Annotated in this window: 33 protein-coding genes; 15 read left to right on the top strand and 18 right to left on the bottom strand. The window is 63.0% G+C overall.

Annotated features, from left to right (window positions below):
- Positions 1-171: 171 nt before the first annotated feature.
- From FJ867_RS00585 to FJ867_RS00570, 4 genes are all read right to left on the bottom strand, one after another.
- Positions 172-414, bottom strand: coding sequence for a hypothetical protein (locus FJ867_RS00585; protein WP_140500496.1), 243 nt, complete (start codon positions 412-414; stop codon positions 172-174).
- 13 nt (positions 415-427) lie between these two features.
- The gene (locus tag FJ867_RS00580) at positions 428-646 is read right to left on the bottom strand and encodes a hypothetical protein (protein WP_140517598.1); all 219 of its coding nucleotides are present in this window, start codon (positions 644-646) and stop codon (positions 428-430) included.
- Between the two features lie 207 nt (positions 647-853).
- The gene (locus FJ867_RS00575; protein WP_140685957.1) at positions 854-1609 is read right to left on the bottom strand and encodes an SDR family oxidoreductase; all 756 of its coding nucleotides are present in this window, start codon (positions 1607-1609) and stop codon (positions 854-856) included.
- Positions 1610-1679: 70 nt separating this feature from the next.
- The gene (locus FJ867_RS00570; protein WP_140517599.1) at positions 1680-2597 is read right to left on the bottom strand and encodes a polyprenyl synthetase family protein; all 918 of its coding nucleotides are present in this window, start codon (positions 2595-2597) and stop codon (positions 1680-1682) included.
- 78 nt (positions 2598-2675) lie between these two features.
- Between FJ867_RS00570 and FJ867_RS00565 the strand changes: the two genes are divergently transcribed.
- From FJ867_RS00565 to FJ867_RS00530, 8 genes are all read left to right on the top strand, one after another.
- Positions 2676-3437 carry a transglycosylase domain-containing protein gene (locus FJ867_RS00565; protein ID WP_140500502.1) on the top strand — a complete coding sequence of 254 codons (762 nt, stop codon included), beginning with the start codon at positions 2676-2678 and terminating at the stop codon, positions 3435-3437.
- A 142-nt stretch (positions 3438-3579) separates the two neighbouring features.
- Positions 3580-3762: a 50S ribosomal protein L32 gene (gene rpmF, locus FJ867_RS00560; RefSeq protein WP_008834724.1), complete on the top strand. Its 183-nt coding sequence runs from the start codon at positions 3580-3582 to the stop codon at positions 3760-3762.
- A 346-nt stretch (positions 3763-4108) separates the two neighbouring features.
- The gene (locus tag FJ867_RS00555) at positions 4109-4603 is read left to right on the top strand and encodes an Lrp/AsnC family transcriptional regulator (RefSeq protein ID WP_140500504.1); all 495 of its coding nucleotides are present in this window, start codon (positions 4109-4111) and stop codon (positions 4601-4603) included.
- Positions 4604-4605: 2 nt separating this feature from the next.
- Positions 4606-5463 (top strand): transporter substrate-binding domain-containing protein, encoded by an 858-nt coding sequence (locus FJ867_RS00550; RefSeq protein ID WP_140517600.1) that lies wholly within the window; start codon positions 4606-4608, stop codon positions 5461-5463.
- A gap of 101 nt (positions 5464-5564) precedes the next feature.
- Positions 5565-6224, top strand: a complete 660-nt coding sequence (locus tag FJ867_RS00545; RefSeq protein ID WP_140500507.1) for an amino acid ABC transporter permease — start codon at positions 5565-5567, stop codon at positions 6222-6224.
- Complete coding sequence (locus FJ867_RS00540; RefSeq protein WP_140500508.1) at positions 6221-6895, top strand: amino acid ABC transporter permease; 675 nt, start codon at positions 6221-6223, stop codon at positions 6893-6895. Before FJ867_RS00545 ends, FJ867_RS00540 begins: the two co-directional genes overlap by 4 nt.
- A gap of 31 nt (positions 6896-6926) precedes the next feature.
- A complete protein-coding gene (locus FJ867_RS00535; protein WP_140517601.1) occupies positions 6927-7880 on the top strand; it encodes an agmatinase in 954 nt (317 codons plus the stop codon).
- A 180-nt stretch (positions 7881-8060) separates the two neighbouring features.
- Positions 8061-8462 carry a hypothetical protein gene (locus FJ867_RS00530; RefSeq protein WP_140500511.1) on the top strand — a complete coding sequence of 134 codons (402 nt, stop codon included), beginning with the start codon at positions 8061-8063 and terminating at the stop codon, positions 8460-8462.
- Positions 8463-8464: 2 nt separating this feature from the next.
- Here FJ867_RS00530 and FJ867_RS00525 read toward each other — a convergent pair whose 3' ends face one another.
- From FJ867_RS00525 to FJ867_RS00515, 3 genes are all read right to left on the bottom strand, one after another.
- Positions 8465-8896: a heme-binding protein gene (locus FJ867_RS00525; protein WP_140500513.1), complete on the bottom strand. Its 432-nt coding sequence runs from the start codon at positions 8894-8896 to the stop codon at positions 8465-8467.
- A gap of 189 nt (positions 8897-9085) precedes the next feature.
- Positions 9086-9319: a hypothetical protein gene (locus tag FJ867_RS00520; protein ID WP_140500515.1), complete on the bottom strand. Its 234-nt coding sequence runs from the start codon at positions 9317-9319 to the stop codon at positions 9086-9088.
- A 76-nt stretch (positions 9320-9395) separates the two neighbouring features.
- Positions 9396-9917, bottom strand: coding sequence for a helix-turn-helix domain-containing protein (locus FJ867_RS00515; RefSeq protein ID WP_140676875.1), 522 nt, complete (start codon positions 9915-9917; stop codon positions 9396-9398).
- Positions 9918-10006: 89 nt separating this feature from the next.
- Between FJ867_RS00515 and FJ867_RS00510 the strand changes: the two genes are divergently transcribed.
- Both FJ867_RS00510 and FJ867_RS00505 read left to right on the top strand, forming a co-directional pair.
- Entirely contained in the window at positions 10007-10891 is an 885-nt protein-coding gene (locus FJ867_RS00510) for an alpha/beta hydrolase (RefSeq protein WP_140816247.1), read from the top strand.
- Between the two features lie 50 nt (positions 10892-10941).
- A complete protein-coding gene (locus tag FJ867_RS00505) occupies positions 10942-11598 on the top strand; it encodes a glutathione S-transferase family protein (RefSeq protein WP_140517605.1) in 657 nt (218 codons plus the stop codon).
- 35 nt (positions 11599-11633) lie between these two features.
- On the opposite strand, the gene FJ867_RS00500 is transcribed toward FJ867_RS00505, so the two are convergent.
- The 3 genes from FJ867_RS00500 to FJ867_RS00490 all read right to left on the bottom strand — a co-directional run bounded on the left by FJ867_RS00500 (position 11634) and on the right by FJ867_RS00490 (position 13455).
- Positions 11634-11897, bottom strand: a complete 264-nt coding sequence (locus tag FJ867_RS00500) for a metalloregulator ArsR/SmtB family transcription factor (protein ID WP_140500522.1) — start codon at positions 11895-11897, stop codon at positions 11634-11636.
- Between the two features lie 31 nt (positions 11898-11928).
- Positions 11929-13176 carry an MFS transporter gene (locus FJ867_RS00495; protein ID WP_140500523.1) on the bottom strand — a complete coding sequence of 416 codons (1248 nt, stop codon included), beginning with the start codon at positions 13174-13176 and terminating at the stop codon, positions 11929-11931.
- 84 nt (positions 13177-13260) lie between these two features.
- Positions 13261-13455: a DUF1192 domain-containing protein gene (locus FJ867_RS00490; protein WP_140500525.1), complete on the bottom strand. Its 195-nt coding sequence runs from the start codon at positions 13453-13455 to the stop codon at positions 13261-13263.
- A 121-nt stretch (positions 13456-13576) separates the two neighbouring features.
- Between FJ867_RS00490 and FJ867_RS00485 the strand changes: the two genes are divergently transcribed.
- The 3 genes from FJ867_RS00485 (at position 13577) to FJ867_RS00475 (ending at position 15941) form a co-directional block, all read left to right on the top strand.
- Positions 13577-14587, top strand: coding sequence for an NAD(P)H-quinone oxidoreductase (locus FJ867_RS00485; protein ID WP_140500527.1), 1011 nt, complete (start codon positions 13577-13579; stop codon positions 14585-14587).
- 195 nt (positions 14588-14782) lie between these two features.
- Complete coding sequence (locus tag FJ867_RS00480) at positions 14783-14923, top strand: DUF1127 domain-containing protein (RefSeq protein ID WP_140500528.1); 141 nt, start codon at positions 14783-14785, stop codon at positions 14921-14923.
- Positions 14924-15248: 325 nt separating this feature from the next.
- A complete protein-coding gene (locus FJ867_RS00475) occupies positions 15249-15941 on the top strand; it encodes a DUF1013 domain-containing protein (RefSeq protein WP_140517606.1) in 693 nt (230 codons plus the stop codon).
- 62 nt (positions 15942-16003) lie between these two features.
- On the opposite strand, the gene FJ867_RS00470 is transcribed toward FJ867_RS00475, so the two are convergent.
- From FJ867_RS00470 to FJ867_RS00455, 4 genes are all read right to left on the bottom strand, one after another.
- Complete coding sequence (locus FJ867_RS00470; protein ID WP_140500532.1) at positions 16004-16723, bottom strand: YafY family protein; 720 nt, start codon at positions 16721-16723, stop codon at positions 16004-16006.
- Positions 16724-16803: 80 nt separating this feature from the next.
- Positions 16804-17247: a hypothetical protein gene (locus tag FJ867_RS00465; RefSeq protein WP_224655904.1), complete on the bottom strand. Its 444-nt coding sequence runs from the start codon at positions 17245-17247 to the stop codon at positions 16804-16806.
- A 55-nt stretch (positions 17248-17302) separates the two neighbouring features.
- On the bottom strand, positions 17303-17893 hold the full coding sequence (locus FJ867_RS00460; protein WP_140561546.1) for a type 1 glutamine amidotransferase family protein: 591 nt from the start codon (positions 17891-17893) through the stop codon (positions 17303-17305).
- A gap of 84 nt (positions 17894-17977) precedes the next feature.
- A complete protein-coding gene (locus FJ867_RS00455) occupies positions 17978-18145 on the bottom strand; it encodes a hypothetical protein (protein WP_140500534.1) in 168 nt (55 codons plus the stop codon).
- Positions 18146-18455: 310 nt separating this feature from the next.
- On the opposite strand from FJ867_RS00455, the gene FJ867_RS00450 reads away from it, so the two are divergent.
- On the top strand, positions 18456-19403 hold the full coding sequence (locus tag FJ867_RS00450) for a ring-cleaving dioxygenase (RefSeq protein WP_140584728.1): 948 nt from the start codon (positions 18456-18458) through the stop codon (positions 19401-19403).
- A 97-nt stretch (positions 19404-19500) separates the two neighbouring features.
- Positions 19501-19680: a hypothetical protein gene (locus tag FJ867_RS00445; protein ID WP_181165425.1), complete on the top strand. Its 180-nt coding sequence runs from the start codon at positions 19501-19503 to the stop codon at positions 19678-19680.
- An 81-nt stretch (positions 19681-19761) separates the two neighbouring features.
- On the opposite strand, the gene FJ867_RS00440 is transcribed toward FJ867_RS00445, so the two are convergent.
- The 4 genes from FJ867_RS00440 to FJ867_RS00425 all read right to left on the bottom strand — a co-directional run bounded on the left by FJ867_RS00440 (position 19762) and on the right by FJ867_RS00425 (position 23823).
- On the bottom strand, positions 19762-20478 hold the full coding sequence (locus FJ867_RS00440) for an SGNH/GDSL hydrolase family protein (protein ID WP_140500537.1): 717 nt from the start codon (positions 20476-20478) through the stop codon (positions 19762-19764).
- 98 nt (positions 20479-20576) lie between these two features.
- Positions 20577-21308 carry a thioredoxin family protein gene (locus FJ867_RS00435; protein WP_140561549.1) on the bottom strand — a complete coding sequence of 244 codons (732 nt, stop codon included), beginning with the start codon at positions 21306-21308 and terminating at the stop codon, positions 20577-20579.
- A 167-nt stretch (positions 21309-21475) separates the two neighbouring features.
- The gene (locus FJ867_RS00430) at positions 21476-22501 is read right to left on the bottom strand and encodes a class I fructose-bisphosphate aldolase (RefSeq protein ID WP_140816245.1); all 1026 of its coding nucleotides are present in this window, start codon (positions 22499-22501) and stop codon (positions 21476-21478) included.
- A 125-nt stretch (positions 22502-22626) separates the two neighbouring features.
- Positions 22627-23823: a phosphoglycerate kinase gene (locus tag FJ867_RS00425; protein ID WP_140584485.1), complete on the bottom strand. Its 1197-nt coding sequence runs from the start codon at positions 23821-23823 to the stop codon at positions 22627-22629.
- Positions 23824-23900 lie beyond the last annotated feature (77 nt).

The raw sequence follows: 23900 nt of genomic DNA, 5'->3' as shown, positions 1-23900 counted from the left end.
CCCCAACACATACGCATTATTTTAACGGTCGGGATTACGCTTGATTTACATTAAGATTTCGTTCTGGCGACCGAGAATTTCGGATTCCCGCAGCCTCCCATGTAGCCTGCCGGCTGCGCTGAGATGAAGGGCCGCGCCACTTCAAGGGACGGTCAAGCTTCGGATATTATTTCAATCCGCGGGCCGTTTGTGATGCCGGGATTCCTGGTTCGAGCCGCGAAGCATTTCACGGTCATCGGCATCGACCAGATCGACGTCGCCGCCCCTGAGCGACTGGCCCTGCTGGCGAGCCGTTCTTTCCTGCTTCGACCGCTTCAGTTCGTCCTCGGCGTTGAAATTCTTGTCCGCATTCTTGGTGTTCACCCGCTCCTCGATGATTTGCACCTGCTGTTCGTGGGTCTTCTTGCCGGTCATGGGATATCTCCCTCTATTTGTTCGTCCGGCCGGTCTGGTCGGGGTTCACACCGCCTTGCGGGGTGGTGTCGTTCTCGACATCGCCCCGAAAAGTATTTTCGCCATCGAGTTCCTCGTCGTCGTCAAGAATGTCGCCACCCTTGATGGTGCCTTTGGATGCGCCGATGCCGGGATCGTTGCGCAAGTCGCGATCGCTTGGCCTCGGCTGTTTGCGATGCTTGTTATCGTTCATGGGTTGCCTCCTGCTTCTGGTCCCGAACGTCGCGACGGGTGCAATTGTTCCCGAAACGCAAGGTCCCCAAACGCTCTGGCCGGGAGTGAGGCCACCGCAGCCGCGTATCTCCAGACAGCGGAATGCTGCCACGAGTGATGTCAGCTCCGCGTCAACCGGTTATCGATCGGGCAGCATTTGGCGCGCCTGCCTGTTCGGCGCGGCGGATCAGATCGACGCTGTGATGCCGCCGTCCACATAGAGAATATGGCCGTTTACGAAAGAGGAGGCCTCGCTGGCCAGGAAGACGCAGGCGCCGACCAGTTCGTCGACCTTTCCCCAGCGGCCGGCTGGCGTGCGCTTTTCCAGCCAGGTGCTGAACGCAGGGTCGGCGACAAGGGCAGCGTTGAGCGGCGTATCGAAATAGCCGGGTGCAACGGCATTGCATTGCAGGCCATGTTTGGCCCAATCCGTAGCCATGCCCTTGGTCAGGTTGCCGACCGCGCCTTTCGTCGCCGTGTAGGGCGCGATGCCCGGACGGGCGAGCGCGGTCTGCACGCTGGCGATGTTGATGATCTTGCCGCGGCCGCGCCTGATCATATGGCGCGCCACGGCCTGGCCGACATGGAAGACGCTGGCGACGTTGGTCTGCAGCAGGCGCTCGAACGCATCGGCGGGAAACTCCTCGAGCGGCGCGCGGAATTGCATGCCGGCATTGTTCACCAAAATGTCGATCGCTCCGCCGTCCAGTTCGAAACCGTCGACCGCCGAGCGAACCGCTTCATGATCGGTAGCATCGAAGGCCAGCTTTTCCGCTCCGGGAATCTGCCTGATCGCGGTGGCGAGCCTTGCCTCGTCACGGCCGTTGAGGATCACCCTGGCGCCGGCTTCGGCCAAACCCTTGGCCAAGGCGAAGCCTATGCCTTGCGAGGAGCCGGTTACGAGGGCGGTGCGCCCGCTGAGATCGAACAATTTGGTCGACATCGAACCTGATCCTCCCGATTGGCCCGTTAAACAGAAACCTTCACGCCAAGCCTCGGGGTCTGCCCCGATCTCAATTGTTGCGCGTCGCCACGAAGGTCGCGGCTGCCTTCAGCAGGCCGGCCTGCTCGCCATAGGGTTCGAGCAGCGCATGCGCCTGATGGACAAGGCCATGCAACTGGGCGCGTGCCCATGCCTCCCCGTGCAGCGCCACCAGCGTTGCCTTGCCAGCGGCGGCGTCCTTGCCCGTCGCCTTGCCCATCTGTGCGGCATCCGCGGTCAAATCGAGAAGATCGTCGGCAAGCTGGAAGGCAAGCCCGATCGCCGAGCCGAACTCGGCCAGTCTTTCGCGATCCCCGGCAGGCACGCCGGCGACGACCGCGCCCGCCTCGCAGGCAAAGCGGATCAGCGCACCGGTCTTCATCGCCTGCAGCCGGATGATCCCGGCCTCGTCCGGGGCGATGCGCTCGGCCTCGAGGTCCAGCGTCTGGCCGCCGACCATGCCGCCGGTCCCGGCGGCGCGGGCGAGCGCCAGCACAAGGGCGGCCCGCCGCTCCGCCGGCAGCGCCGTGGTCTCGTCGGCGAGGATGTCGAAGGCAAGCGTCAGCAGGGCGTCGCCGGCCAGGATGGCGGTCGCCTCGTCGAAGGCCCTGTGCACGGTAGGCTGGCCGCGGCGCAGATCGTCGTCGTCCATCGCCGGCAGGTCGTCATGGATCAGCGAATAGCAGTGCACGCATTCCAGTGCGGCCGCCACGCGCAGTGCCGCTTCGCCGTCGGCGGAAAACAGGGCCGCGCTTTCCATCACCAGAAAGGGGCGCAGGCGCTTACCGCCGTTGAGCACGCCGTGCCGCATCGCCGCCATAAGGCGCTCGGGCCGCGCGATCTCGCCCGTGAGCGCGCGGTCGTCGAGCAATCGCCGCAGCAACGTCTCGACGGCGGCGGCCCGTGCGACGAGCGCCGTTTCGAACGCCATTTCATCGTCATTCGTCATGGCCCGGACCGGTAGCCGACACTCAGACGTTGCGCAAGAAGACAAGCGCCATTATGCCGGGGGAGGGAGAGACACGGGTTGGGCGACTTGGCGGAACCGATCGTCGATCATGAAACCGAAAAGCTGGACATGGCGACGAGATCCCGTGGCGTGAACCGTCGTGCTCTCAAACGCTGGGTCCGGCGCGGTATCGTCGTGGCTGCCGTGCTGGCGCTTATCCCTACGGTGCTGACCTTTCTCTATCTGCCGTCTTTCGTGCATCCGGTGTCGACGCTGATGCTGAAGGATCTTGCCACCTTCTCCGGCTATGACCGCCGCTGGGTGTCGATCGACGACGTGGCACCGGTGCTGGCCAATTCGGTGATCATGTCGGAGGACGGACAGTTCTGTTTCCATCGCGGCGTCGACCTCGGCGAATTGCGGGGTGTCGTCGACGACGCGCTGGCCGGCGAGGGGACGCGCGGCGCCTCGACCATCACCATGCAGACGGTGAAGAACCTGTTTTTGTGGTCTCGTCCGCTGGGCACGGTTCGTAAAGTGGTCGAGTTGCCGCTGGCCGTGTATCTCGACGCGGTGATGTCGAAGCGGCGCATCATGGAAATCTACCTCAACATCGCCGAGTGGGGGCCGGGCATATACGGCATCGAGGCGGCGGCGCGGCACCATTTCGGTATTTCGGCAAAACAGCTGTCGCGCCGTCAGGCCGCGCTGCTTGCCGTCAGCTTGCCAAATCCGATCGCCCGCAACCCGGCCAAGCCCGGGCCGGGGCTGAGGAGGCTGGCCAACCTGATCGAGCGGCGCGCCGGCCGATCCGGCGCTTATGTCGGCTGCCTCCAGTAGCCGACATAAAAAAATTCGCGGGCAGCGCTGGCCAAAACGGCACCGGGCGTGTATAGGCACCCGACTTTCTCAGATTCCGGCCCCTGACACGGCCCTTTCACGAGGGCGGGCGGGGCTTTTGACCATGTAGTGGAGCATATCCATGGCCGTTCCGAAACGAAAAACCTCTCCGTCCAAGCGCGGCATGCGCCGCTCGGCAGACGCCCTCAAGGCCCCGACCTATGTCGAGGACAAGAACTCCGGCGAAATGCGCCGCCCGCACCATATCGACCTGAAGACCGGCATGTATCGCGGCCGCCAGGTGCTGACGCCCAAGGAAAGCTGAGACCAGCTTTCCTGATGTTTGAGCTAAAAAGACCGGCCGCTGGCCGGTCTTTTTGCGTCTGGCGGGACCGACGACCGACAGCGTAGCTGCGTCTCCAGGCCTTGATCTCCGATCGGCCCGGACGCCGCCTCATCGCGCATCCTCGAGGCATGGCCGATTGCATACCGCACATCGCCTTCGACTCGGTCGACACGACTTTTCCCAATGATCGAACCGTGAGCCCGATGCGCGGCAATCGCCGGAGGCAGCGTCGCTGGTGTTTTTCGCAATCTGTGGGATTGCCATAGACGGTTTCTTATGCGATTTTTGAATTTATAGTCGGAAATCGACACAGATTGGGAATTCGATGTGGGATTTCGTCAGCACAAGTGATCTCGACGATACCGAGCAGGCCGTCCTTTCCCAACTCAAAGTCGATGGGCGGATGTCGAGTGTGGATATCGCCAAGCGCATCGGCGTCACCGAAGCGACGGTGCGGCGGAAAATGGCCCGTGTGCTCGAGGACCCGGATATCTGCATCCAGGCGGTCGTGCGCCCTTTGCGCAGCGATGTCGGCATTGCGGCCATTGTCGGGCTCGACGTCGACCGCGAGCACATCATCAGCGTTGCTCGAAAACTGTCGGAATACTCGTTCGTCGACAGCGTCTACGCCATGACCGGGCCGTTCGACATCATCATCCAGCTCACTTTGCCATCCACGACCAGCCTGCACGATTTCCTCGTCAGTGAACTGGCCAACGTTCCCGGGATCAAGGATTCCGAGAGCTACATGATCGGTCGCGTCTTCAAGCATAGCGGCCGGGCTTACCAGCACAGCAAAACCGAAGAAAAAAGAGGGTAACAATGGGTGAGTTTCTTTCCGCTTCGCGCCGCCGCGTCCTGACCCTTCTTGCCGCCGCGCCGCTCCTCCTGCCGTTCGCTGCCACCGCCCATGCCGATGGGCTGGTCGACCAAATCAAGCAGCGCGGCACCATCCTCGTCGGAACCGAGGCCGCGTTCGAGCCGTTCGAATTCGTCCGCGACGGCCAGATCGTCGGCTATAACAAGGACATTCTCGACTATGTGGTCAGCCAGCTCGGCGTGAAGCTCGACCAGCTCAACCTGCCTTTCCAAGGCTTGCTGCCAGGGCTGCTGGCCAAGAAGTTCGACCTGATGGCGACCTCGACCGGCATCAACGCCGAGCGGGCGGCGAAATACGCCTATACGCGGCCGACCGGTTCGTTCGAGAACGTCGTCGTCGTGCGCGTCGACGAGGAGCGCATCAAGAAGCCGGAGGACATCAACGGCATGGTGGTGGCCACGCAACTCGCCTCCTCCGTGCAGCCCATCATCGAGGCCTATGACAAGGAGCTCAAGGATAAAGGCGGCAAGGGTGTCGGCGAGATGAAGCTGTTCACCTCCTTCCCCGAGACCCATGTCGCTCTGGCCTCCGGCCAGGTCGACGCCATCGTCATCGCCTCGCCTTCGGCGGCCGTTCTGATGAAGAACGTTCCCGATACCTACAAGGTCGTCGGCTCGATCGGCGAATTCTCCTATCTCTCCTGGGTGGTGCGGCCGGAGGACAAGGATCTGCGCGCCTTCATCAACGCCAAAATCGGCGACTTGAAGGACAGCGGCAAGCTGAAGGAGCTTCAGCTCAAATGGTTCGGGTTCGAGATGAAGACGCCCGACGAGGGTTATCTGCCGCCTGGCGCGCTCTAAGCCCCCAACCAGGCGCCCGGCGCTGCCGGACCGGTGGTTCCAGTCATTGGACGCGCCGGTCTCGGATGGCCCGGACGTCCAGGGATCATTCGAGCTGAAAAATGTTCCATTTTTCAAAGACGCTGACCTTCCTGCCGGAATTCCTGGCCGGCGCCGGCATCACGCTGAGCGTCTCGGCGCTGGGGTTTCTGGTGGGCACATTGATCGGCTTCGGCCTGCTCGCATGTGGCAGGTCGCGCTGGCGCGTGATCCGCTGGATCGGCGCGGTCTACACCAGCTTCATCCGAGGCACGCCGCTGATCGTGCAGATCTTCATGGTCTACTACGTGCTGCCGGGCCTCGTCGGTATCGACCTGCCGCCGCTCCTGGCCGGCGTGCTGGCGCTCAGCTTCAACAGCGCGGCCTTCGTCGCCGAAATCCTGCGCGCCGGGCTGACGCGCATTCCCGCCGGCCAGTACGAGGCGGCCAAGGCGCTCGGGCTGAAGCCTGCCGTGACCTGGTTCAAGGTCATCCTGCCGCAGCTCTTCCGCGCCATTATCCCACCGATGGTCAACGAGTTCACCATGCTGGTGAAGGCATCCTCGATCCTGTCGGTGATCGCGGTGGTGGAACTGACCCGCACCGCGCAGAACATCATGAACGTCACCTACCGGCCGGTCGAGGCCTTCTGCATCGCGGCGGTGCTGTATTTCGTCGTGCTGCTATCATGCAGCCTGCTGACTAGGCATCTGGAACTCAAGGCGCGAGGCGCACGCGCATGAGCTTCGATTTTTCCGTCATAGCGGACAACTGGCAGATCCTCGCCAAGGGCTTCGGCAACACGGCGCTGATGTGCGCTGTCGCACTGCCGTTCGGCTTCGCGCTCGGTACCGTGCTGGCGCTGATCCGGCTGCGCGGCGGACGGGTGCCGACGGCGATCGTCTCGGCCTATGTCGAAATATTCCGCAATATCCCGTTCCTGATCCAGATCTTCCTTTTGTTCTACGCCTTGCCGATGTTCGGTGTCAGGCTCTCGCCCGTGGTCGTGTCGATCGGCGCGCTGTCGGCCTACGCCAGCGCCTATTCCGCCGAGATCATCAGGGGCGCGATCCAGTCGATTTCGTACGGCCAGGTCGAGGCCGGCTACGCGCTGGGACTGCGCTACCTGACCATCTTCCGCAAGATCCTGGTGCCGCAGGTGCTCGGCTACATCCTGCCCGCGGCCACCAATCTCACCATCACGCTGATCAAGGAATCGGCGATCCTGTCGGCGATCACCGTACCGGAACTCACCTACATGGCCCAGAACATCATTGGCCGCACCTTCTCGCCGGTGGAGATCTTCACCGCCATCGCATTGCTGTACTGGGGGCTGACGGCCTTCGTGGCAGCGATCTCGCGCAGCCTGGAGCATAGGCTGCAGCCCCATCTCGCAGCCCGCCGTGGCGCCTGATCCAAAAAAGCTTCAACGCAGAGGAGACCCCATGTCCAAACTCACCACCGCGCCGCGCGACGTCTTCCAGACATTCATGAACTTTCCGCTGGTCGATGACCTCGACACACTGAAGGCCGATGTCGCCATCATCGGCATGCCCTATGGCGATCCCTACACGATCGACGAGCTGATCAACGACCAGACCAATGCGCCGACCGCGGTGCGGCGCGCCTCGCAGCGGATCAGCCAGGCGCTCGACCGCTATGATTTCGACATCGGTGGGCCAGTCTTCGACGGCAAGGACATCAAGGTGGTAGACGTCGGCGACGTTCCCGGCGCGGCGGCCGATCATGTCGGGCACTATGGCAGAGCCGAAGCGGCGATCCGCAAGATCCGCGCCGCGGGCGCACTGCCGATCACAATCGGCGGCGACCACGGCATTCCGATCCCGATCTTCCGGGCGCTCGATGGCGAGGGTCCGATCACGCTGGTTCAGCTCGACGCACATCTCGACTGGCGTGACAACGTCAACGGGGTCAAGGAGGGCTATTCCAGCACCATCCGGCGGGCCTCGGAAATGGCGCATATCAAGGATATTTTTCAGGTCGGCGTTCGCGGCCAAGGCAGCGCGCGCACCGAGGAGGTCGAGGCCGCCCGCGCCTATGGCGCCAACATCATTACCACCAATGAATGGCAGGACATCGGCACCGCCGCGCTCCTGAAGCGAATTCCCGACGGCGGTCGCTACTATCTCACCATCGATGCCGACGGCCTCGATCCGGCGGTGATGCCGGCGGTCGAGGGGCCACAGCCGGGCGGCGTCAGCTACCGGCAGACGATTGAGCTCATCAAGGGGCTGGTCGGCAAAGGAAGGCTGGTCGGCATGGATATCGTCGAGATCGCGCCGGCGCGCGACGTCAACGAGATCACCTCGATGACGGCCGGCCATATCATCCTCAACGTCATCGGCGCGGCCGTGCGCGCCGGCTACTTCAAGCGCTGATCGCGAGCGGCGTGCGCGTTCACGCATCCCGCGGCTCGATTTCAAAGATGTCGGCCGGACAACCGGCTGACATCGTTGTTGCATTCGGTCTTCTAGCGTGTTTGGGGCGTGCTGCGAAAATTCTTGACGGCGTGCCGGTGGCGCACTCTACAAAGGGGTGCCCCCAAATGGAGACGCCAGATGTTCGGTGCCGTCCCGCTGCTGATCGTGCCCTTTGTCCTCTACAATCTCGGGCTGCTCGGAATATTCGGCAGCGGTGACGATCCCTGGGCAAGCGAGGTCTTTTCCGTCGGCATGATGTCCGGCGGGGTGTTCTCGATGACGCTCGGCGACCTTATGGTGCTGATCGGGCTCATCTTCCTCTTCGTCGAGATCGTGAAATCGGCGCGCACTACGAACGCCTCGATCATGGACCATCTGTTGTCGACGCTGGTCTTCGTGGCCTTCCTGGTCGAGTTCCTACTGGTCAAGGGCGCCGCCCATTCGGTCTTCTTCACGCTGATGATCATCGCGCTGTTCGACGTGCTCGCCGGCTTCTCGGTGTCGATGCGGTCGGCGAGCAGGGATATCAACCTGAATTAGCCTCAGCCCGGATCGGCGGTGAAGCCGGCGGCCTCGATGCCGGCGATGGCGGCGGCTTCGTCATTGTCCGAGCTGTCGCCGGAAATGCCGACGGCGCCTATGATGCTGCCTGCCTTGTCGCGGATCAGCACGCCGCCCACGACCGGCAACACGCGTCCGCCCGAGACGTCGGAGATGCCGGTCATGAGATGCGGGCGCTCCTTGGCGAAGGCCTCGACGCGGCGCGAGCCCATGCCGATGGCGAGCGCGCCATAAGCCTTGCCGGCGGACATTTGCGGGCGCAGGAACGAGGCGCCGTCCTGGCGCTGGAAGGCGACGAGATGGCCGCCGGCGTCGAGCACCGAGACGCCGAGCGGCCTGAGCTTGAGCTCCGCGCCCTTGGCGAAGGCGGCGTCGATGATCTCGAGGGCTTTGTCGAGCGGCAGTGCGGTCATGGCGATCTCCTGTTTGAAACGGATATCATCGGCAGCCAGCCGAACGAGGCAATCCAGGTTCCGGTTGAAATTGCTTCGTGGAAAGCGGGGTGAACGCGCCGATCCGGATCGCGCCTATGCCGCGATCCACCAAATGCGATCAACGGCCACCGGCTCAGGGCCGGCAACGAAGCAACCGGGAGCGGCGTGCTACTTCTTCTTGGCGCGGGCGGGCTTCTTGGCGGGCACTGCCGGCGCGTTGGCAAGGTCTTCGGCTTCCTTGGCCAGCCGCAGCGCCCGCAGCTTGTCGGTCTTGACCTTGCGGGCATCGCTCTCGGCGACATACTCGGCCATCGCCTTCTGTCGGACCGTGGCCGCTTCCTCCTGCTTCTTGAAGCGCAGATCGGCGCGCGCGCGGGCAGTATCCCTAGAGTTCTCAACCAAGAGTCTGTTCCAATCTCGTGACGTGATTTTCGGCCTCTTGTAGCAGAGCCGGCCATTCAACGGGGAAAATAGTTGGTCACGCGGCCGGGTTGCCGCCGAGAGCCTTGCTGGCGAGCACGGCCTCATAGGCGGCCTGCAGGGTCGCGCGTACAGAGGGGCCGGACGCTGCATCGAGGGGCGTGCCGAGATGCTCGTGGCGCAACTCACCCATGAATTTCTCCCATAGCGGCGGCCCGCCCTTTTCCAGAAGCTCGGCCCGGATCGACAATTCCTCGCTGACCGGCAGCCAGACGCGGCCCCAGGCGCCGAGATGGGCCAGGATCGGCACCAGGGTGATCGCCATTTCGGTCAGGCTGTAGATCGCCTTCTGCTTGTGCGAAGGATCGTCGGCCTTGGTCAGCATGCCCAGATCCATCAGCCGCTTCAGCCGGTCGGCCAGTATGTTGGAAGCAATGCCTTCCATCGACCCGTTGAGCAACTCGCGAAAATGGCGCCTGCCGCCAAAAATCATATCGCGAAGGATGATCAGGCTCCAGCGGTCGCCGAACACTTCCAGCGAAAGATTGATCGGGCAACCCGAGCGGCGATCGATGTTCATTCGATTTCTCCAAAACCGGTTGCATTATTGTATCGGTTTTATTATGGTGCAACCGATTGCAAAATGCAAGCAGATGAGGAGGCCACGCGATGACGAAGACCGGACGCCCCACTATCATATCCGAAGCCTTTGGCGACCCCGCCGACCCCGCTCTGCTGCTGATCATGGGAGCGATGGCCTCAATGCTGTGGTGGCCGGAGGCGTTTTGCCGGAAACTCGCCGCCGCGGGACTGTTCGTAATCCGCTATGATAATCGAGATACCGGCCGCTCGACCAAATACCCGCCGGGAGAGCCGCCCTACACGTTCGACGACATGGCCGACGATGCGATCGGCGTTCTCGACAGCCACGGCCTCGACAAGGCGCATATCGCCGGCATGTCGATGGGCGGCATGATCGCGCAGCTCGTGGCGCTCAAGCATCCGTCCCGTGTCGCGTCGCTGACCGTGATCAGCAGCTCGCCGATGGGGGTGGACACCTCGTACCTGCCGCAGACCAGCGATGCCTATATGAAACATTCGGCTGAAGGCCCGCACATTGACTGGTCGGATCGCCGCCAGGTCATCGACTTCATGATCAAAGATGCCAAGGCGATCGCCAGCACAGCACATCCCTTCGACGGGGGCCGCATGAAAGCCTTCATCGAGCGGGACTATGATCGCTCCGCCGGCCTGCTCAGCGCGACCAATCATTTCCTGCTCAAGGGCGATAGTGACCGATGGAGGGGCCGACTGCACGAGATGAACGCGCCGCTGCTGGTCATCCATGGTACGGCCGATCCCATCTTTCCGGTCGAGCATGGCGAAGCGCTGGCCGGGGCGGTCGCCGGCGCGAAACTTCTCCGGGTTGAAGGCGGTGGCCACGAACTGCATCCGGACGATTGGGATGTGATCGTCGCCGGCATCGTTGCTCATATCCGGGCCGATTGGCACTCAAAGCGCGGTCCTGACGCCACAAGTTTGGGCAATAGTTAAGTAAACATTTCGGTACTAGACGACGTGAACCCCGAGACAGGTGAGCAAAAATGTCCCTGACGCTTCACTATCATCCGCTGGCCTCGTTTTGCTGGAAGCCGCTGATCGCGCTCTACGAGAACGGCACGCCGTTCGCGTCCGTCATAGTCGATCTCGGCGACGAGCAGTCGCGAGCGGCCTTCCTGAAGATAGCGCCCTGGGGCAAGATGCCCGCTTTGCGTGACGATGCGCGCGACCGCACCGTGCTGGAGTCGACCCTCGTCATCGAGTATCTGGCCGCGCACTATCCCGGACCGGTCGACCTCGTCCCCGCCGATATCGACCTCGCAATCGCGGTTCGCCAGGCCGATCGCTTTTACGATCTCTATGTGCAGGAACCGATGCAGAAGATCGTCGGGGACCGGCTGCGCCCGGAACGTAGGACCGATCCGTTCGGCGTCGAACAGGCGCGCGACCAGTTGCGCAATTCCTACGCGATCATCGAGCAGGAGATGGCGTCGAGGAACTGGGCTGTGGGCGACGCCTTCACCATGGCCGATTGCGCGGCCTCGCCGGCCCTGTTCTACGCCAACAAGGTCGAGCCATTCGGCGACAGATATCCTGCCGTGAGTCGCTACCATGACCGGCTGTTGCAGCGGCCGGCCTTCGCCCAGGTGATTGAGGAGGCGCAGCCCTATTTCAAGCTCTTCCCCTATAATGATGGCTGATCGTGGTGCGTGACCGGTCGTTTGAACAGGAACGATCAAGTCTCCCAAAATTGGTCGAGCCAGATGTTGAGTTTCAGGAAGCCGGCATTGCTCACCGTATAGACGCGCCGCGTGCCTTCGGCCTTGGCGTGGACAAGGCCGGCATCGAGCAACACCTTCAGATGCTGCGATACGGCCGGACGTGAGACCGGCAGCCCGGCTGCCAGTTGATTAACGGTTTTGGGGCCGCGTCGAAGTTCTTCCAGGAGATGGCGCCGGTTGGGATCGGCGATCGCCATGAAGGCGTCGGAAAGCATCATGCCTCATTTGTGGGGCAAAGTTCTTCGAATCTCAACCGTTTGCTTCTGCTTTTCTTCTTGGGTCAAGCCGCAATGCTTCCGGCGTCACCGAACGGTCGGCGGGCTGCGTCTTGAAGGCGTCGCGGTCCTCGATCGGCACCGGCGCGCGGCGGCTAATGCGCAGCAGCGTGTAGCCTGCCAGGGAAAGATGCGCGAAGGCGGTCGCCAGAAACAGGCCCTCCGGACGCATCCAGCCCATCAGGGCGGCCGCCAGCAAGGGTCCGATCATGGTGCCGAAGCCATAGAGCAGCAGCAGGCCGCCCGAAACCTTGACGAAGTCCTCGGCACTGGCGTGGTCGTTGGCATGCGCCACGGCGATCGAATAGAGCGTATAGGCGAAAGCACCGTAGGCGGCGGTGAAGACGATGACGAAGACGCCGGAGCGCGGCTCGAACAGGAAGATCAAGAGCGCGAACAGCGCAGCGCCGAAAGCGGCACCCGCCAGCACGAAGCGCCGGTCGGTCTTGTCGGAGAAACGCCCGGCCGGAAGCTGCATGGCGGCACCCGCCACCACCACCAGGCTCATCATCAAGGCGATCTCAGCGGTGGAGATGCCGATGCGGGCGCCATAGACGGCGCCAAGCGTGCCCCATGCGCCGTTGGCGATGCCGATGAGGACGCAAGCGATGGCCGAGACCGGCGAGTTGGCGTAGAGCCCCTTGACGTCGAGCTTGACGTCCTGGAGCGGCTTGGGGTGCGAGGCGGTCGAAACCGCGGTCGGGATCAGCGAAAGGCAGAACAGGATGCCGGTGATCATGAAGAGTGAGGCCGATTTCACGTCGCCGCCGGCGACGATCATCTGCCCGCCCATGATCGAGGCATAGGTGACCATCATATAGAGGCCGAAGACGGTGCCGCGATTCTCGTTGGTGGCCTTTTCGTTCAGCCAGCTTTCGATGACCATGAAGGCGCCGGCCATGGTGAAGCCGGTGAAGGCGCGCAACAGGATCCAGACATATTCGTCGATGACCAGTCCGGTGAGCAGCGCAACGATGGCGCCGGACGCGGCGAAGGCGCCGAAGGCGCGCACGTGGCCGGCACGGCGCACGATACGTGGTGCAAAGAAGCAGCCGGTGACGAAGCCGCCGGCCCAGGCTGTGCCCATCAGGCCAAGCGATGCGGTGGAGAAACCTTCCACCTGGCCGCGCAGCGGCAACAGCAAGCCGTGCAATCCCGACGCTGCCAAAAGGAAGGCGGTGCCCCGAAGCAGCGAAAGGATCGGTCTGTAGGCTGCGAGCATTTTTTGATCCGGCTGAAATCGAGGAGAGACGCAGAGTCTGAAGACAGTCGCATTCGGGCTTTTCGGAGGCGGGTCTTTTCGGCCTTATCCGCGGCGGAACAGCGCCTCGGCCGCGGATTTGGTGCTGTCCTTCGACTTGAGTTCAGCCTCCAACCGGGCGATCTCGTCACGCAGGATGCCGATCCGTTCCGACAACTCGCCGACGGAGAGCAGCGACAGGTCCTGCCCGATCTCGTGCGGACGCGCCTTCTTCTTGGGTTCGTCGTCGAAGATCGCCATTTGTGCTCCTCCTCCGCCATACCGATTGGCCATTTGCCTGATTTGCCAATGAGCATACATAGGGCAGGGGCGTCGATGCAAACAGCCGGCAAGAATGCGGCGAGGAAAGACGGGAGATTTCATGGCGAGCGGATCTAAGATTCCGGCAAGGATGACGGCCATCGCGATCTCCGAGCCGGGTGGGCCCAGGGTGCTGAAACCGGAGACGCGCGATGTGCCTGTGCCCGGTCCCGGCGAGATATTGATCAAGGTGCGCGCCGCCGGCGTCAACAGGCCCGACGTGCAGCAGCGCAAGGGCGCCTATCCGCCGCCGCCCGGTGCGTCGGACCTGCCGGGCCTGGAGGCGTCGGGCGAAGTGGCCGCGCTCGGCGACGAGATCTCTCGCTGGCGCCTTGGCGAGCGCGTCTGCGCGCTCACTCCCGGCGGCGGCTACGCCGAATATGTCAAGGTTCATGCCGGCAGCGTGCTGCCGCTGCCGGCCGGCTTCACCCACACGGAAGCGGCGGCCGTGCCGGAAAACTATTTCACCGTCTGGCACAATGTGTTCGAGCGCGGCGGCTTGAAGAAAGGCGAAACGCTGCTGGTTCATGGCGGCTCTTCGGGTATCGGCACAACGGCGATCCAGCTTGCATCGGCCTTCGGTGCCCATGTCATCACTACGGCCGGCAACAAGGAGAAATGCGATGCCTGCCTGAAGCTCGGAGCCGACCGGGCGATCAACTACCGCGAGGAGGATTTCGTCGCGGCGGTCAAGGAAGCGACGGGCGGCAAGGGTGCCGACGTCATCCTCGACATGGTCGGCGGCGACTATGTGGCGCGCAACTACGAGGCCGCGGCGGTCGAGGGCCGGATCGTCCAGATCGCCCTGCAAGGCGGCGCGGTGGCGAGCGCCGATTTCTCGAAAATCATGGTCAAGCGGCTTGTTCATACCGGTTCGACACTGAGGCCGCGCACCGTCGAGTTCAAGGCGGCGCTGGCAGCCGCGCTCGAAGCGCAGGTGTGGCCGTTGCTCGGCACGCGCCGGATCGCGCCCGTCATGGACATGATCTTCCCGCTTGCCGATGCCTGGCGGGCGCATGAGCGTATGGAGGAAGGCGATCATATCGGCAAGATCGTGCTCGACGTCGGCTGACGGCAACATTGCCGATGCCCGGCTGGCCGAGGCGGGCTCATACCCGCGACCCGGCCCCTGCCTGCAAGCTGAACAAAAGCTTAATGGTGCAATGCAGCATTTGCATCATTGCTATGCAAAATCAGCCATTCAAGTGCCGCTCGATGATGACTATTTGAGCATCATCGAAACGGACACCCCATTTGGAGGACTGACATGAACCCGATCCGCGCTTTCCGTAACTGGCGTATGTACAACGAGACCGTGCGCGAACTGAACCGCCTCAACGCGCGCCAGCTCAGCGATCTCGGCATCAACCGCGCCGACATCGAAAAGATCGCCCGCCAGGCGATCTGACTTCAAGAACCGCCCCGCCGCAAGGCGGGGTCGCAAAGCAGAGCCGCCGCAGACGCTTGCTCGTCGCCGGTTCCGAACCCGCCGGACCTTGTCCGGCGGGTTTTGTCTTTCTGAACCCAAGCATATTCGCGGCACCATTTCGTGCCGGTCCGTGATCGATCTGCCCCCGGTGTGGCTGCCAGATCGACGCGCGTTTCCAAAAACGCATTCCCAAAAACATTGCGGAACGGCCGGAGAGCGGTTATATAACCCCCGAATTTCCCATTTTGGTGGCTCTAAACCACCGCCCGCGCGGGAACGCGGGCGAACGAGAAGGATTTTTAAAATGGCCAATACGCTGCTGATGCCAAAGGCGACCGCTGTCTGGCTGGTCGACAACACCGCGCTTTCCTTCGAGCAGATAGCACAGTTCTGCGGGCTGCATCCGCTCGAGGTCAAGGCGATCGCCGACGGCGAATCGGCGCAAGGCATCAAGGGCATGGATCCGATCATGACCGGCCAGTTGACCCGCGACGAGATCGCGCGTGCCGAGAAGGATCCGAACCAGCGGTTGAAGCTTTCGGACCCCAAGGTGCGGGTGCCGGAATCCAAGCGCAAGGGGCCGCGCTACACCCCGCTGTCGAAGCGTCAGGACCGACCGAACGCCATTCTCTGGTTAGTGCGCAACCATCCCGAATTGAAGGACGCGCAGATCTCGCGCCTCGTCGGCACCACCAAGTCCACGATCGAGCAGATCCGCGAGCGCAAGCACTGGAACTCTGCCAACCTGCAGCCGATGGACCCGGTGACGCTCGGTCTCGCCTCGCAGATCGATCTTGACATGGAAGTCAACCGCGCATCGCGCGGCCGCGAGCAGGCACAGCCGGTCGGCGACACATTGCTGCCGGCGGCGCTGACCGAGCGCCTGGTTCCGGCTCCCGAAAAGCCGAAGGACGAGGATGCCGAACTCGACGCCAACGCCGTGTTCGCCAAGCTCTCGGCTCTGAAGTCGAAGGACAGGGATAACGACGAGGAGTAGAATTCTCGCGAACTCGACCGAAAAGCCCGCTTCGAGCGGGCTTTTTTACGGGTTGGGAGACCTCAGCTTCGCGCCGCACGGTCCGGCGCCATGCCGTAATCCTCGCTGCGTTCCACCGCCCGGTAAAAATCGGCGAGCTGCTTGCCGCGCTCCGGCTTGAAGACGCGGCCTGCGATGACCACCGAGGCGATGCGATCGATGCGGAAGGCGCGGAAATCGTCGCGCATCTCGCACCAGGCGACCAGCGTCCACACCTTGCCCCAGAACCAAAGGCCCAAGGGCCTGATGTCGCGGGCGGTGCCGCGGCCGGCTTCGTCCGAATAGTCGATGGTCAGCACCTGGCGCTTCTCGATGGCGCGCTCGATCAGGTCGATCGCCTCGCGCGCGGCATCGCTCACCACCCACATCGGCGTGTGGATCTCGGTGCGAGCGATACGGTCCTTTTCGGCATCGGGCAGCACCGCGCCGATCTTGACCAAAGCCTCATCAGCGGCCCGGGCCATGGCCGCACCGCCAAAGGCACGCACCATGCGGGCGCCGGCGACCAGCGCCACGATCTCGTCACGCGTGAACATCAGCGGTGGAAGGTCGAAACCCTCCCTCATCATGTAGCCGACGCCCGCTTCCCCATCGATCGGCACTCCGGTCGACTGAAGGTCGGCTATGTCGCGATAGATGGTTCGCTCGGAAACCTCGAGCCATGTGCCAAGCTTCTGCGCGGTGACCAGACGGCCACCGCGCAAATGCTGCACGATCTGGAAGAGCCTGTCGGCGCGTCGCATCGTATGGTCCCTCGATGTTGTTCCTATGCATGTCGCCCAAAACCGGTTGGGCTGCATGCATCGTGTTCTTGCGCATGCCTTTATTCCGAAACCGCAGAACACTCGGCGGCATGCATCATGGTTTCAAGCCTTCGCACTTGCGCTGCGCGGCCACAAATTCCGCGCCGAAGGACAATTTCCTCGTTGTCGGCGTCATTGGCATCGAGCTCGCGCCAGAAAGGCGCGACATCGCTCAGCGTCATGCCGCGCCCGAGATACTCAATGGCTGCTTCGGCAACGGTACGCCGATGATAGCCGATCGCGACCGGGCATGTCACTTCGGCGCCACGTTCAAAGGGAAGCGCCGTGCGCAGCACGCGAACGTCCATCTCGACGCCTTCGGGAATCGAGCGGATGAATTCGTCGACCTGTTGCGCCGTCGGCACCAGCGTCGTCTGGTCTTCGACTCCATCTGCCACCGTGCGCGGGGCCGGTCTGATGCCGTTGACCCCCGGCGTGTTCAATCTGTCGGTCCAGCTCTTCATCGCTCGTCCTGTTCACCGCTCGCATCTATGGCATGGCGCTCCTGACACCATTCTGTCAGGAGGGTTCAGCATACTCCCTGGCGAACAGCGTCCGCATCTCGGCAAGTTCGCCGTTTCGTTCAGGATAGAGCGTCTTCAGGAAAGCCAGCGCGAAGGTGCCGGGCGCCGAACCTGGCGCGGAAACGATCTTGCCATCGGACACGGCATGCGGCACGTCCTGATAATTGTGATCGCCGGCATAGCCAGCAATGTGGCGGTTGATCCAGTCACGGCCATTGCTGGTGTGCCTCGCCTTCTCGAACATGCCGGCCCGGGCCAGCGCCAGCGTTCCAGCGCAGATACCGCCGACGACACCATCCCGCATCGCAACATCCCTGAGCAATTCCGCCACCTCGGGCGGCGCCTCGCCCGCCCATCGGTCGGAGCCAATGACGGCGATTGCATCGAGATCGGCATTTTCATCGGCGCCGGCCGAGCGGTCGGGCGTCAGCCGGAAACCGCTGATCCCGCTCACGGGCCTGCCATCGGGTGTCAGCGAAACCGCGCGGGCGCCGAACCATTCGACCGCCGAGGCGGCCAGCAGGCCATATTCCCAGTCGGCGAAGCCGTCCATGAAAAGAAGGCCGATTGTCTTCTGCTTGGGCATACGCTCGCTCCGTCCCTCGCGTGCCGGACTTATCCTCTGGGCGTTGGGGCGCCTACATCCAACCGCTTTGCCGAAAAATTCGTCTCAATTGTCGCGAAGGCGACGTTCGGCATACATGTCCGGCCAGCCGATATCCTTGCGAATGTCCGCCGGCAGCGAGTTGATGAACCGCTGGGTGCGGATCTCGTTGCGCATCGTACGAATCTTGCCGACATAGTGCTGCATGCCGCGCAGAATGGTGGAACCGGTCATGGCTAGTCTCCTCTCTGTGAATGAAGACAGTATCGCACACCCCTCCTGACAGCAGTCTGTCAGGAGGATGGCAGGGCCTGGATAATAGTTGCGATCGGTGCGTTATCCCTGTGAAGGTGTCGTTTTCACTGCATCAGACCGCGGCCCGAAGCAGGTTTAGAAGGCCGAGATTGTTCACTAATGCAATGCCTGGTCATGATCCATTGTTCAGCCTTTGGCGACGGACTGTCAGGATACGTGGTCTCCAGCCAGGGATCCGAAGTTCTGATATGGAAGGAGAAAATTCTTCCCCAAAAACAGGGAGACGACCATGAGCCTTCAACTGACAGGAATTCACCATCTGACCGCCATCACCGCCAATGTGCGTGGAAATCTTCATTTCTATACAAGGGTGCTGGGTTTGCGGCTGGTCAAGAAGACGGTGAACCAGGACGATACCTCAGCCTACCACCTCTTCTATGCCGATGGCGAAGCGACGCCGGGCACCGACCTTACTTTCTTCGACTGGCCGGTCGGCCGCGAGCGACGCGGCACCCACAGCATTGTGCGGACCAGCCTCAGGGTTGGTGGCCAGGACAGCCTTGCCTGGTGGAAGCAACACTTGACTGACGAAAATATCGTCACGAGTGAGATTGCCGACATCGGTGGCTACGCCAGCCTGGATTTCGAGGACCCCGAGGGCCAGCGTCTGCGCCTCGTCAGCGATGACGGCAAGGGCGACAGCCGCCCCTGGGCGCAAAGCCGCGTGCCGGTCGAACACCAGATCCGCGGGCTCGGGCCGATCGTCATCAGCGTTCCCGACCTCACCAATACCGAAGCAGTGGTGACGCAAGTGATGAACATGCGCAAGGTCCGAGACTATGCCTCGCCGGAGGGCCAGGTTCAGGTCTTTGAAATGGGCGAGGGTGGGCCGGCGGCGGAATTGCACGTCCTCGTGCAGCCGGGACTGGCGCCGGCAAGGCAAGGTGCCGGTGCGGTTCATCACGTCGCCTTCAGGGCGCCGGACCAGGAGACGCTGCATCAATGGACGGCGCGGCTGGCCGAATTCCGTCTGCCGTCGAGCGGCGAGGTCGAGCGCTATTATTTCCGCTCCCTCTATTTCCGCGAGCCGAATGGCATCCTGTTCGAGATCGCCACTGACGGGCCGGGGTTCACCGCCGACGAACCGCTGGAGACGCTGGGCGAAAAGTTGGCCCTGCCGCCATTCCTGGAATCGAAGCGCGCTTCGATCGAGGCCGGCCTCAAGCCGCTGAAGTAGATCGTTCCCCGATCAAAGGCTGGCGCCGCGTTCCAGTCCGGATCGCGGCGCCTATTTTTTTCGAGCGACGAACGACGCGCTTTGACAGCCGACCGCGATGCTGGTCAAAGGCGGCATGTCGAAACTCCTCGCCCTCGTCATCCTTGGCATCATGGTCATCCAGTTGATCAAGCCGCTCGGCTGGCCGGGGCTGAAACGGCGCAGCGACTTCTGGAAGCTGGCGCTCCTGGCCATGGCGGCCATTTCGATAACGGCCGTGCTTGGACATTGGACGTAGCGCAGTTCCAGGAAGGTGTCTGGCGGTTTCCCGCCTGGAATGCGCAGGATGGAATATCGGGCCGGCACGAGCCGGCGGCAATCACTCTTCGATCACGCAGCCGACGAGGTGCTCGGCCCAGGCCCGGTAACCGGCTTCCGATGCATGAAATCCGTCCGAGGCGAAGCCGGCTTCGGGATTGGTGATCGGCAAGCGCGGCGCCGGCACCGCACCGCGTTCGAGGCAAAGACGTTTGCCCATCCGGTTCATCTCACCGGCGCGAATTTCCAGGATCTTGCCGAGCAGCGGCGGCATGGCTGGCGCTTGCGTGAACTCCAGCACAGGAGACCACACCACGCGGGCCTCAGGCCATTTGGCGCGCAGGGCGTAGAGCAGACCGCCGAACGCCCTCTTGAAGCGGGGCACGGAGTGGAAATTCTTGGTGTCGTTGGTGCCAATGGCGAGCACGATATGCGTCCACGGATCGGCCGAGAGATTGGGCAGGACGTGGTCGCGGATCTGCCCCGACGTCGCCGAATTGAACCCGGCGGCGCGCCAGCGCACGGCGCGGCCGGTTCGCTGCGAGATCAGGACGGCCAGCTGCGCGGCCAAGCCATTCTCGGATTTTTCGATGCCGACCGAGGCGGCGGAGGAATCGCCCAGCACCAGCAGCCAGACCGCCGGCTGGCCGCCGGCTATCTCATGCATGACCGGGCCTTGCGCGGGCAGCATGCGCGAGGTGCGTCGGCGCACGCCAAGCCCCTGCCAGACATAGACAGGGAAGGCGAGCCAAGTGAGGAGAGCCGGAAAGCGTCGCATCGAGCAGCATTTAACGCATGTTGCGCCGGAGGTGAACGATCCTTGCACCGGTGGCGGACGCCTTCAAGCGTCCAATGTTCGATGGGATCGCTGAATGCCTAAGCCCTGTCCGCTTGCGACCTGTTTCCATACTGGTCATGCAGCCGCACCCAGTCCATCAAGGTTCTATAAGGCCCGGTCTCGTCGCGGCCTTTCGGCGCAAGGTCGAGATATTGATAGGCGCCGATCAGCTGTTCGCTGCCGCGGGCGCGCGACATGAAGGTCAGGAAGATGTCGCCGGTCTCGTCCCGGTAGAACACGGTGGTGCCGGGCAGGTCTTTCGATTTCAGAACGGGCGTCTCGAAATTGTAGATCGCTTCACCGGATGCGATCTGCTTGTCGGTGAACGACACCTGCATGTCGAAGTTGAAGTCCGAGGCATAGGACGAGACCCAGTCGAATTTCCAACCCATGCGCTCTCGGTAGGGCAGCAGCTCGGCGAGCGGCGCGCGTGACACCGCGACAAGTGACACGTCATGGTGTCTCAGATGCTGATTGGCACCGTCCATGTGGTCGGCGACGAACGCACAGCCTTCGCAATGATGGGTCGAGCCGGGCCCGAACACGAAATGATAGACGATCAGCTGGCTGCGGCCGGCGAACAGTTCGGCCAGGCATCTTGGACCCTGCTCGGTTTCGAAGACGTAGTCCTTTCTCACCTTCAGCCAAGGCAATTCGCGCCGTTCCGCCGCGATGCGCTCGCGAAATCGCGTCAATTCCTTCTCGCGCGCCAGATGCGCTTTGTGTGCCCGGAACCAATCCTCGCGTGAAACGACCTTGTTGCGATGCATGAATCTCTCCCTGGCTTCATCCCAAGGACGTTCGGGACGGGCATGAGCCGACATCGCGCCGGCTGCGCTGGAGAGAAATAGGGATGGAGGCGCTTCATCCCAAGTCCGGCGAAGCGCAGCAAAACCCGGGCGCATGGCCCGGGTCCGATAGAGACGGAAAACCGTGGTCAGGCAGCCTGCTCCAGGCTCGGCTTCCATTGTCCAAGCGCCGCCAGATGGTTCATGTGGGCACGGTGGGTGAAGGCGGCCTGACCCGCGGCAACATTGGATGCCTTGCCGCTCCAGGCCTTCTGCGGGGCAGCCTGCAGGGCGCGGCCATAGGAGAAGGTCAGCTTCCACGGATGCGGGCCGATGGCGTTGATGGCGTTGAGGTTGGCGGTCGCTTCCTCGTCCTCCTGGCCGCCGGAGAGGAAGGCGATGCCCGGCACCGCCGCCGGCACGGTCTCGCGGAACAGCTTTATGGTCTTTTGCGCGACCTCTTCAGGATTGCTCACCGTGCCCGATTTCCTGCCCGCCAGCACCATGTTGGGCTTCAGGATCGTGCCTTCGAGCACAACACGGGCCGCGTAGAGCTCGTCGTAGAGCTTCGTCAGCGTCGCCCTCGAGATTTCATAGCATGTGTCGATGTCGTGGGCGCCGTCCATCAGCACTTCCGGCTCCACGATCGGCACGATGCCGGCTTCCTGGCAAAGGGCCGCATAGCGGGCGAGCGCGTGGGTGTTCGCGCTGATCGAGGTGGCCGACGGCACGCCCTTGGTCTTGTCGATGTCGATCACGGCACGCCATTTGGCGAAGCGGGCGCCGAGCTTGTAATAGTCGGCGAGCCGCTCGCGCAGGCCGTCGAGGCCCTCCGTGACCGTGTCGCCGGGAAAGCCGGCCAGAGGCTTGGCGCCGGCATCGACCTTGATTCCGGGAATAGCGCCTGAAGCCTTGATGATATCGACCAGCGGCGTGCCGTCGGCCGCTTTCTGGCGAATGGTCTCGTCATAGAGGATGACGCCGGAAATATACCTGGTCATGGCGTCACTGGTGCGGAACATCATCTCGCGGTAGTCGCGCCGGCTGTCCGCGGTCGATTCGACGCCGATGACGTCGAAGCGCTTCTTGATGGTCCCCGAGCTTTCGTCGGCGGCCAGCAGGCCCTTGCCGTTGGCCACCATCGCGGCGGCAATGTCTTCGAGACGTTCGCTCATCGTGCTTCTCCTTGACGGTGTTGTTCTGCGCCTGACAGGACACTACCGCCAAAGGAATGACGCCGGAAAGCTCCAATCGATCGAAACTCCCGGCAACGCCGCGCGCTCGCCTCGAGTTGATCGTCTCAATGCTTGAGCACGTCGACGCCCGGCAGCGGCTTGCCTTCCATCCATTCGAGGAAGGCGCCGCCGGCAGTCGAGACATAGGTGAAATCGTCGGCAACCCCGGCCTGGTTGAGCGCCGCCACGGTATCGCCGCCACCGGCCACCGAAACCAGCTTGCCGGCCTTGGTGCGCGCCGCCGCATGCCTGGCTGCCGCCATCGTCGCGCGATCGAAGGGTTCGATCTCGAACGCGCCGAGCGGCCCGTTCCAGACCAAGGTCGCGGCGCGGTCGATCCAGTCGGCAACGGCCCTCACGGTCTTTTCGCCGACATCGAGGATCATGCCATCCGCAGGCACGTCGGCGATGGCCACGGTTTCGCTGGCCGCACCCGCCTTGAATTCCTTCGCCACGACGCCGTCGACGGGCAGGATGATGGCGCAGCCGGCCTCGGCCGCCTCGATCATGATCTGCTTGGCGGTAGCGGCGAGGTCGTGCTCGCACAGCGACTTGCCGACATCGGTGCCGCGTGCGGCGAGAAAGGTGTTGGCCATGCCGCCGCCGATGACCAGCGCGTCGACTTTCTTGACCAGGTTCATCAGCAGGTCGATCTTGGTCGAGACCTTGGCGCCGCCGACGATGGCGATCACCGGGCGAACAGGATTTCCAAGGCCCTTCTCCAGCGCTTCCAGTTCGGCTTGCATGGTGCGGCCGGCAAAGGCTGGCAACAGATGCGCCAGTCCCTCGGTCGAGGAATGCGCCCGGTGGGCAGCGGAGAAGGCGTCGTTGACGAAGATATCGCCATTGGCGGCGAGCCGTTCGGTGAAGGCCGGGTCGTTCTTCTCCTCGGCCTTGTAGAAGCGGGTGTTCTCGAGCAGCAGCACGTCGCCCTTGTTCATGGCGGCGACCGCACTTCCCGCCGTGTCGCCGACGCAGTCGCCGGCAAAGCCCACGGGACGGCCAAGCACCTCGGCCGTCGCCCTGGCGATCGGCTCCAGCGAGAATTCCGGCGAGGGACCGTCCTTGGGCCGGCCGAAATGGGCGAGCAGGATGACCTTGGCGCCCTTGCCTGACAATTCAGCGATGGTCGGCGCGATGCGTTCGATGCGGGTCGTGTCGGTAACCTTGCCGTCAGCGACGGGAACGTTGAGGTCGACGCGCACCAGCACGCGCTTGCCATTGATGTTGCCGATATCGTCCAGTGTCTTGAAGCTGGCCATGCTGGTTCCTTTCGCTGAGAAATCGCCGGGACCATACCCCGCACCGACGACGATGCAAGACTTGGCTGGGGAGGGCG

This window comes from Mesorhizobium sp. B2-5-3, assembly GCF_006441005.1.
In the GTDB taxonomy this organism is placed as follows: Bacteria; Pseudomonadota; Alphaproteobacteria; order Rhizobiales; family Rhizobiaceae; genus Mesorhizobium.
This window is presented reverse-complemented; position numbering and strand designations above follow the sequence as displayed.

Coding starts and splice junctions, on each gene's coding strand:
- FJ867_RS00585 (WP_140500496.1), bottom strand. CDS start 414: ATGACCGGCAAGAAGACCCACGAACAGCAGGTGCAAATCATCGAGGAG.
- FJ867_RS00580 (WP_140517598.1), bottom strand. CDS start 646: ATGAACGATAACAAGCATCGCAAACAGCCGAGGCCAAGCGATCGCGAC.
- FJ867_RS00575 (WP_140685957.1), bottom strand. CDS start 1,609: ATGTCGACCAAATTGTTCGATCTCAGCGGGCGCACCGCCCTCGTAACC.
- FJ867_RS00570 (WP_140517599.1), bottom strand. CDS start 2,597: ATGACGAATGACGATGAAATGGCGTTCGAAACGGCGCTCGTCGCACGG.
- rpmF (WP_008834724.1), top strand. CDS start 3,580: ATGGCCGTTCCGAAACGAAAAACCTCTCCGTCCAAGCGCGGCATGCGC.
- FJ867_RS00555 (WP_140500504.1), top strand. CDS start 4,109: ATGTGGGATTTCGTCAGCACAAGTGATCTCGACGATACCGAGCAGGCC.
- FJ867_RS00550 (WP_140517600.1), top strand. CDS start 4,606: ATGGGTGAGTTTCTTTCCGCTTCGCGCCGCCGCGTCCTGACCCTTCTT.
- FJ867_RS00545 (WP_140500507.1), top strand. CDS start 5,565: ATGTTCCATTTTTCAAAGACGCTGACCTTCCTGCCGGAATTCCTGGCC.
- FJ867_RS00540 (WP_140500508.1), top strand. CDS start 6,221: ATGAGCTTCGATTTTTCCGTCATAGCGGACAACTGGCAGATCCTCGCC.
- FJ867_RS00535 (WP_140517601.1), top strand. CDS start 6,927: ATGTCCAAACTCACCACCGCGCCGCGCGACGTCTTCCAGACATTCATG.
- FJ867_RS00530 (WP_140500511.1), top strand. CDS start 8,061: ATGTTCGGTGCCGTCCCGCTGCTGATCGTGCCCTTTGTCCTCTACAAT.
- FJ867_RS00525 (WP_140500513.1), bottom strand. CDS start 8,896: ATGACCGCACTGCCGCTCGACAAAGCCCTCGAGATCATCGACGCCGCC.
- FJ867_RS00515 (WP_140676875.1), bottom strand. CDS start 9,917: ATGAACATCGATCGCCGCTCGGGTTGCCCGATCAATCTTTCGCTGGAA.
- FJ867_RS00510 (WP_140816247.1), top strand. CDS start 10,007: ATGACGAAGACCGGACGCCCCACTATCATATCCGAAGCCTTTGGCGAC.
- FJ867_RS00505 (WP_140517605.1), top strand. CDS start 10,942: ATGTCCCTGACGCTTCACTATCATCCGCTGGCCTCGTTTTGCTGGAAG.
- FJ867_RS00500 (WP_140500522.1), bottom strand. CDS start 11,897: ATGATGCTTTCCGACGCCTTCATGGCGATCGCCGATCCCAACCGGCGC.
- FJ867_RS00495 (WP_140500523.1), bottom strand. CDS start 13,176: ATGCTCGCAGCCTACAGACCGATCCTTTCGCTGCTTCGGGGCACCGCC.
- FJ867_RS00490 (WP_140500525.1), bottom strand. CDS start 13,455: ATGGCGATCTTCGACGACGAACCCAAGAAGAAGGCGCGTCCGCACGAG.
- FJ867_RS00485 (WP_140500527.1), top strand. CDS start 13,577: ATGGCGAGCGGATCTAAGATTCCGGCAAGGATGACGGCCATCGCGATC.
- FJ867_RS00480 (WP_140500528.1), top strand. CDS start 14,783: ATGAACCCGATCCGCGCTTTCCGTAACTGGCGTATGTACAACGAGACC.
- FJ867_RS00475 (WP_140517606.1), top strand. CDS start 15,249: ATGGCCAATACGCTGCTGATGCCAAAGGCGACCGCTGTCTGGCTGGTC.
- FJ867_RS00470 (WP_140500532.1), bottom strand. CDS start 16,723: ATGCGACGCGCCGACAGGCTCTTCCAGATCGTGCAGCATTTGCGCGGT.
- FJ867_RS00465 (WP_224655904.1), bottom strand. CDS start 17,247: ATGAAGAGCTGGACCGACAGATTGAACACGCCGGGGGTCAACGGCATC.
- FJ867_RS00460 (WP_140561546.1), bottom strand. CDS start 17,893: ATGCCCAAGCAGAAGACAATCGGCCTTCTTTTCATGGACGGCTTCGCC.
- FJ867_RS00455 (WP_140500534.1), bottom strand. CDS start 18,145: ATGACCGGTTCCACCATTCTGCGCGGCATGCAGCACTATGTCGGCAAG.
- FJ867_RS00450 (WP_140584728.1), top strand. CDS start 18,456: ATGAGCCTTCAACTGACAGGAATTCACCATCTGACCGCCATCACCGCC.
- FJ867_RS00445 (WP_181165425.1), top strand. CDS start 19,501: ATGCTGGTCAAAGGCGGCATGTCGAAACTCCTCGCCCTCGTCATCCTT.
- FJ867_RS00440 (WP_140500537.1), bottom strand. CDS start 20,478: ATGCGACGCTTTCCGGCTCTCCTCACTTGGCTCGCCTTCCCTGTCTAT.
- FJ867_RS00435 (WP_140561549.1), bottom strand. CDS start 21,308: ATGCATCGCAACAAGGTCGTTTCACGCGAGGATTGGTTCCGGGCACAC.
- FJ867_RS00430 (WP_140816245.1), bottom strand. CDS start 22,501: ATGAGCGAACGTCTCGAAGACATTGCCGCCGCGATGGTGGCCAACGGC.
- FJ867_RS00425 (WP_140584485.1), bottom strand. CDS start 23,823: ATGGCCAGCTTCAAGACACTGGACGATATCGGCAACATCAATGGCAAG.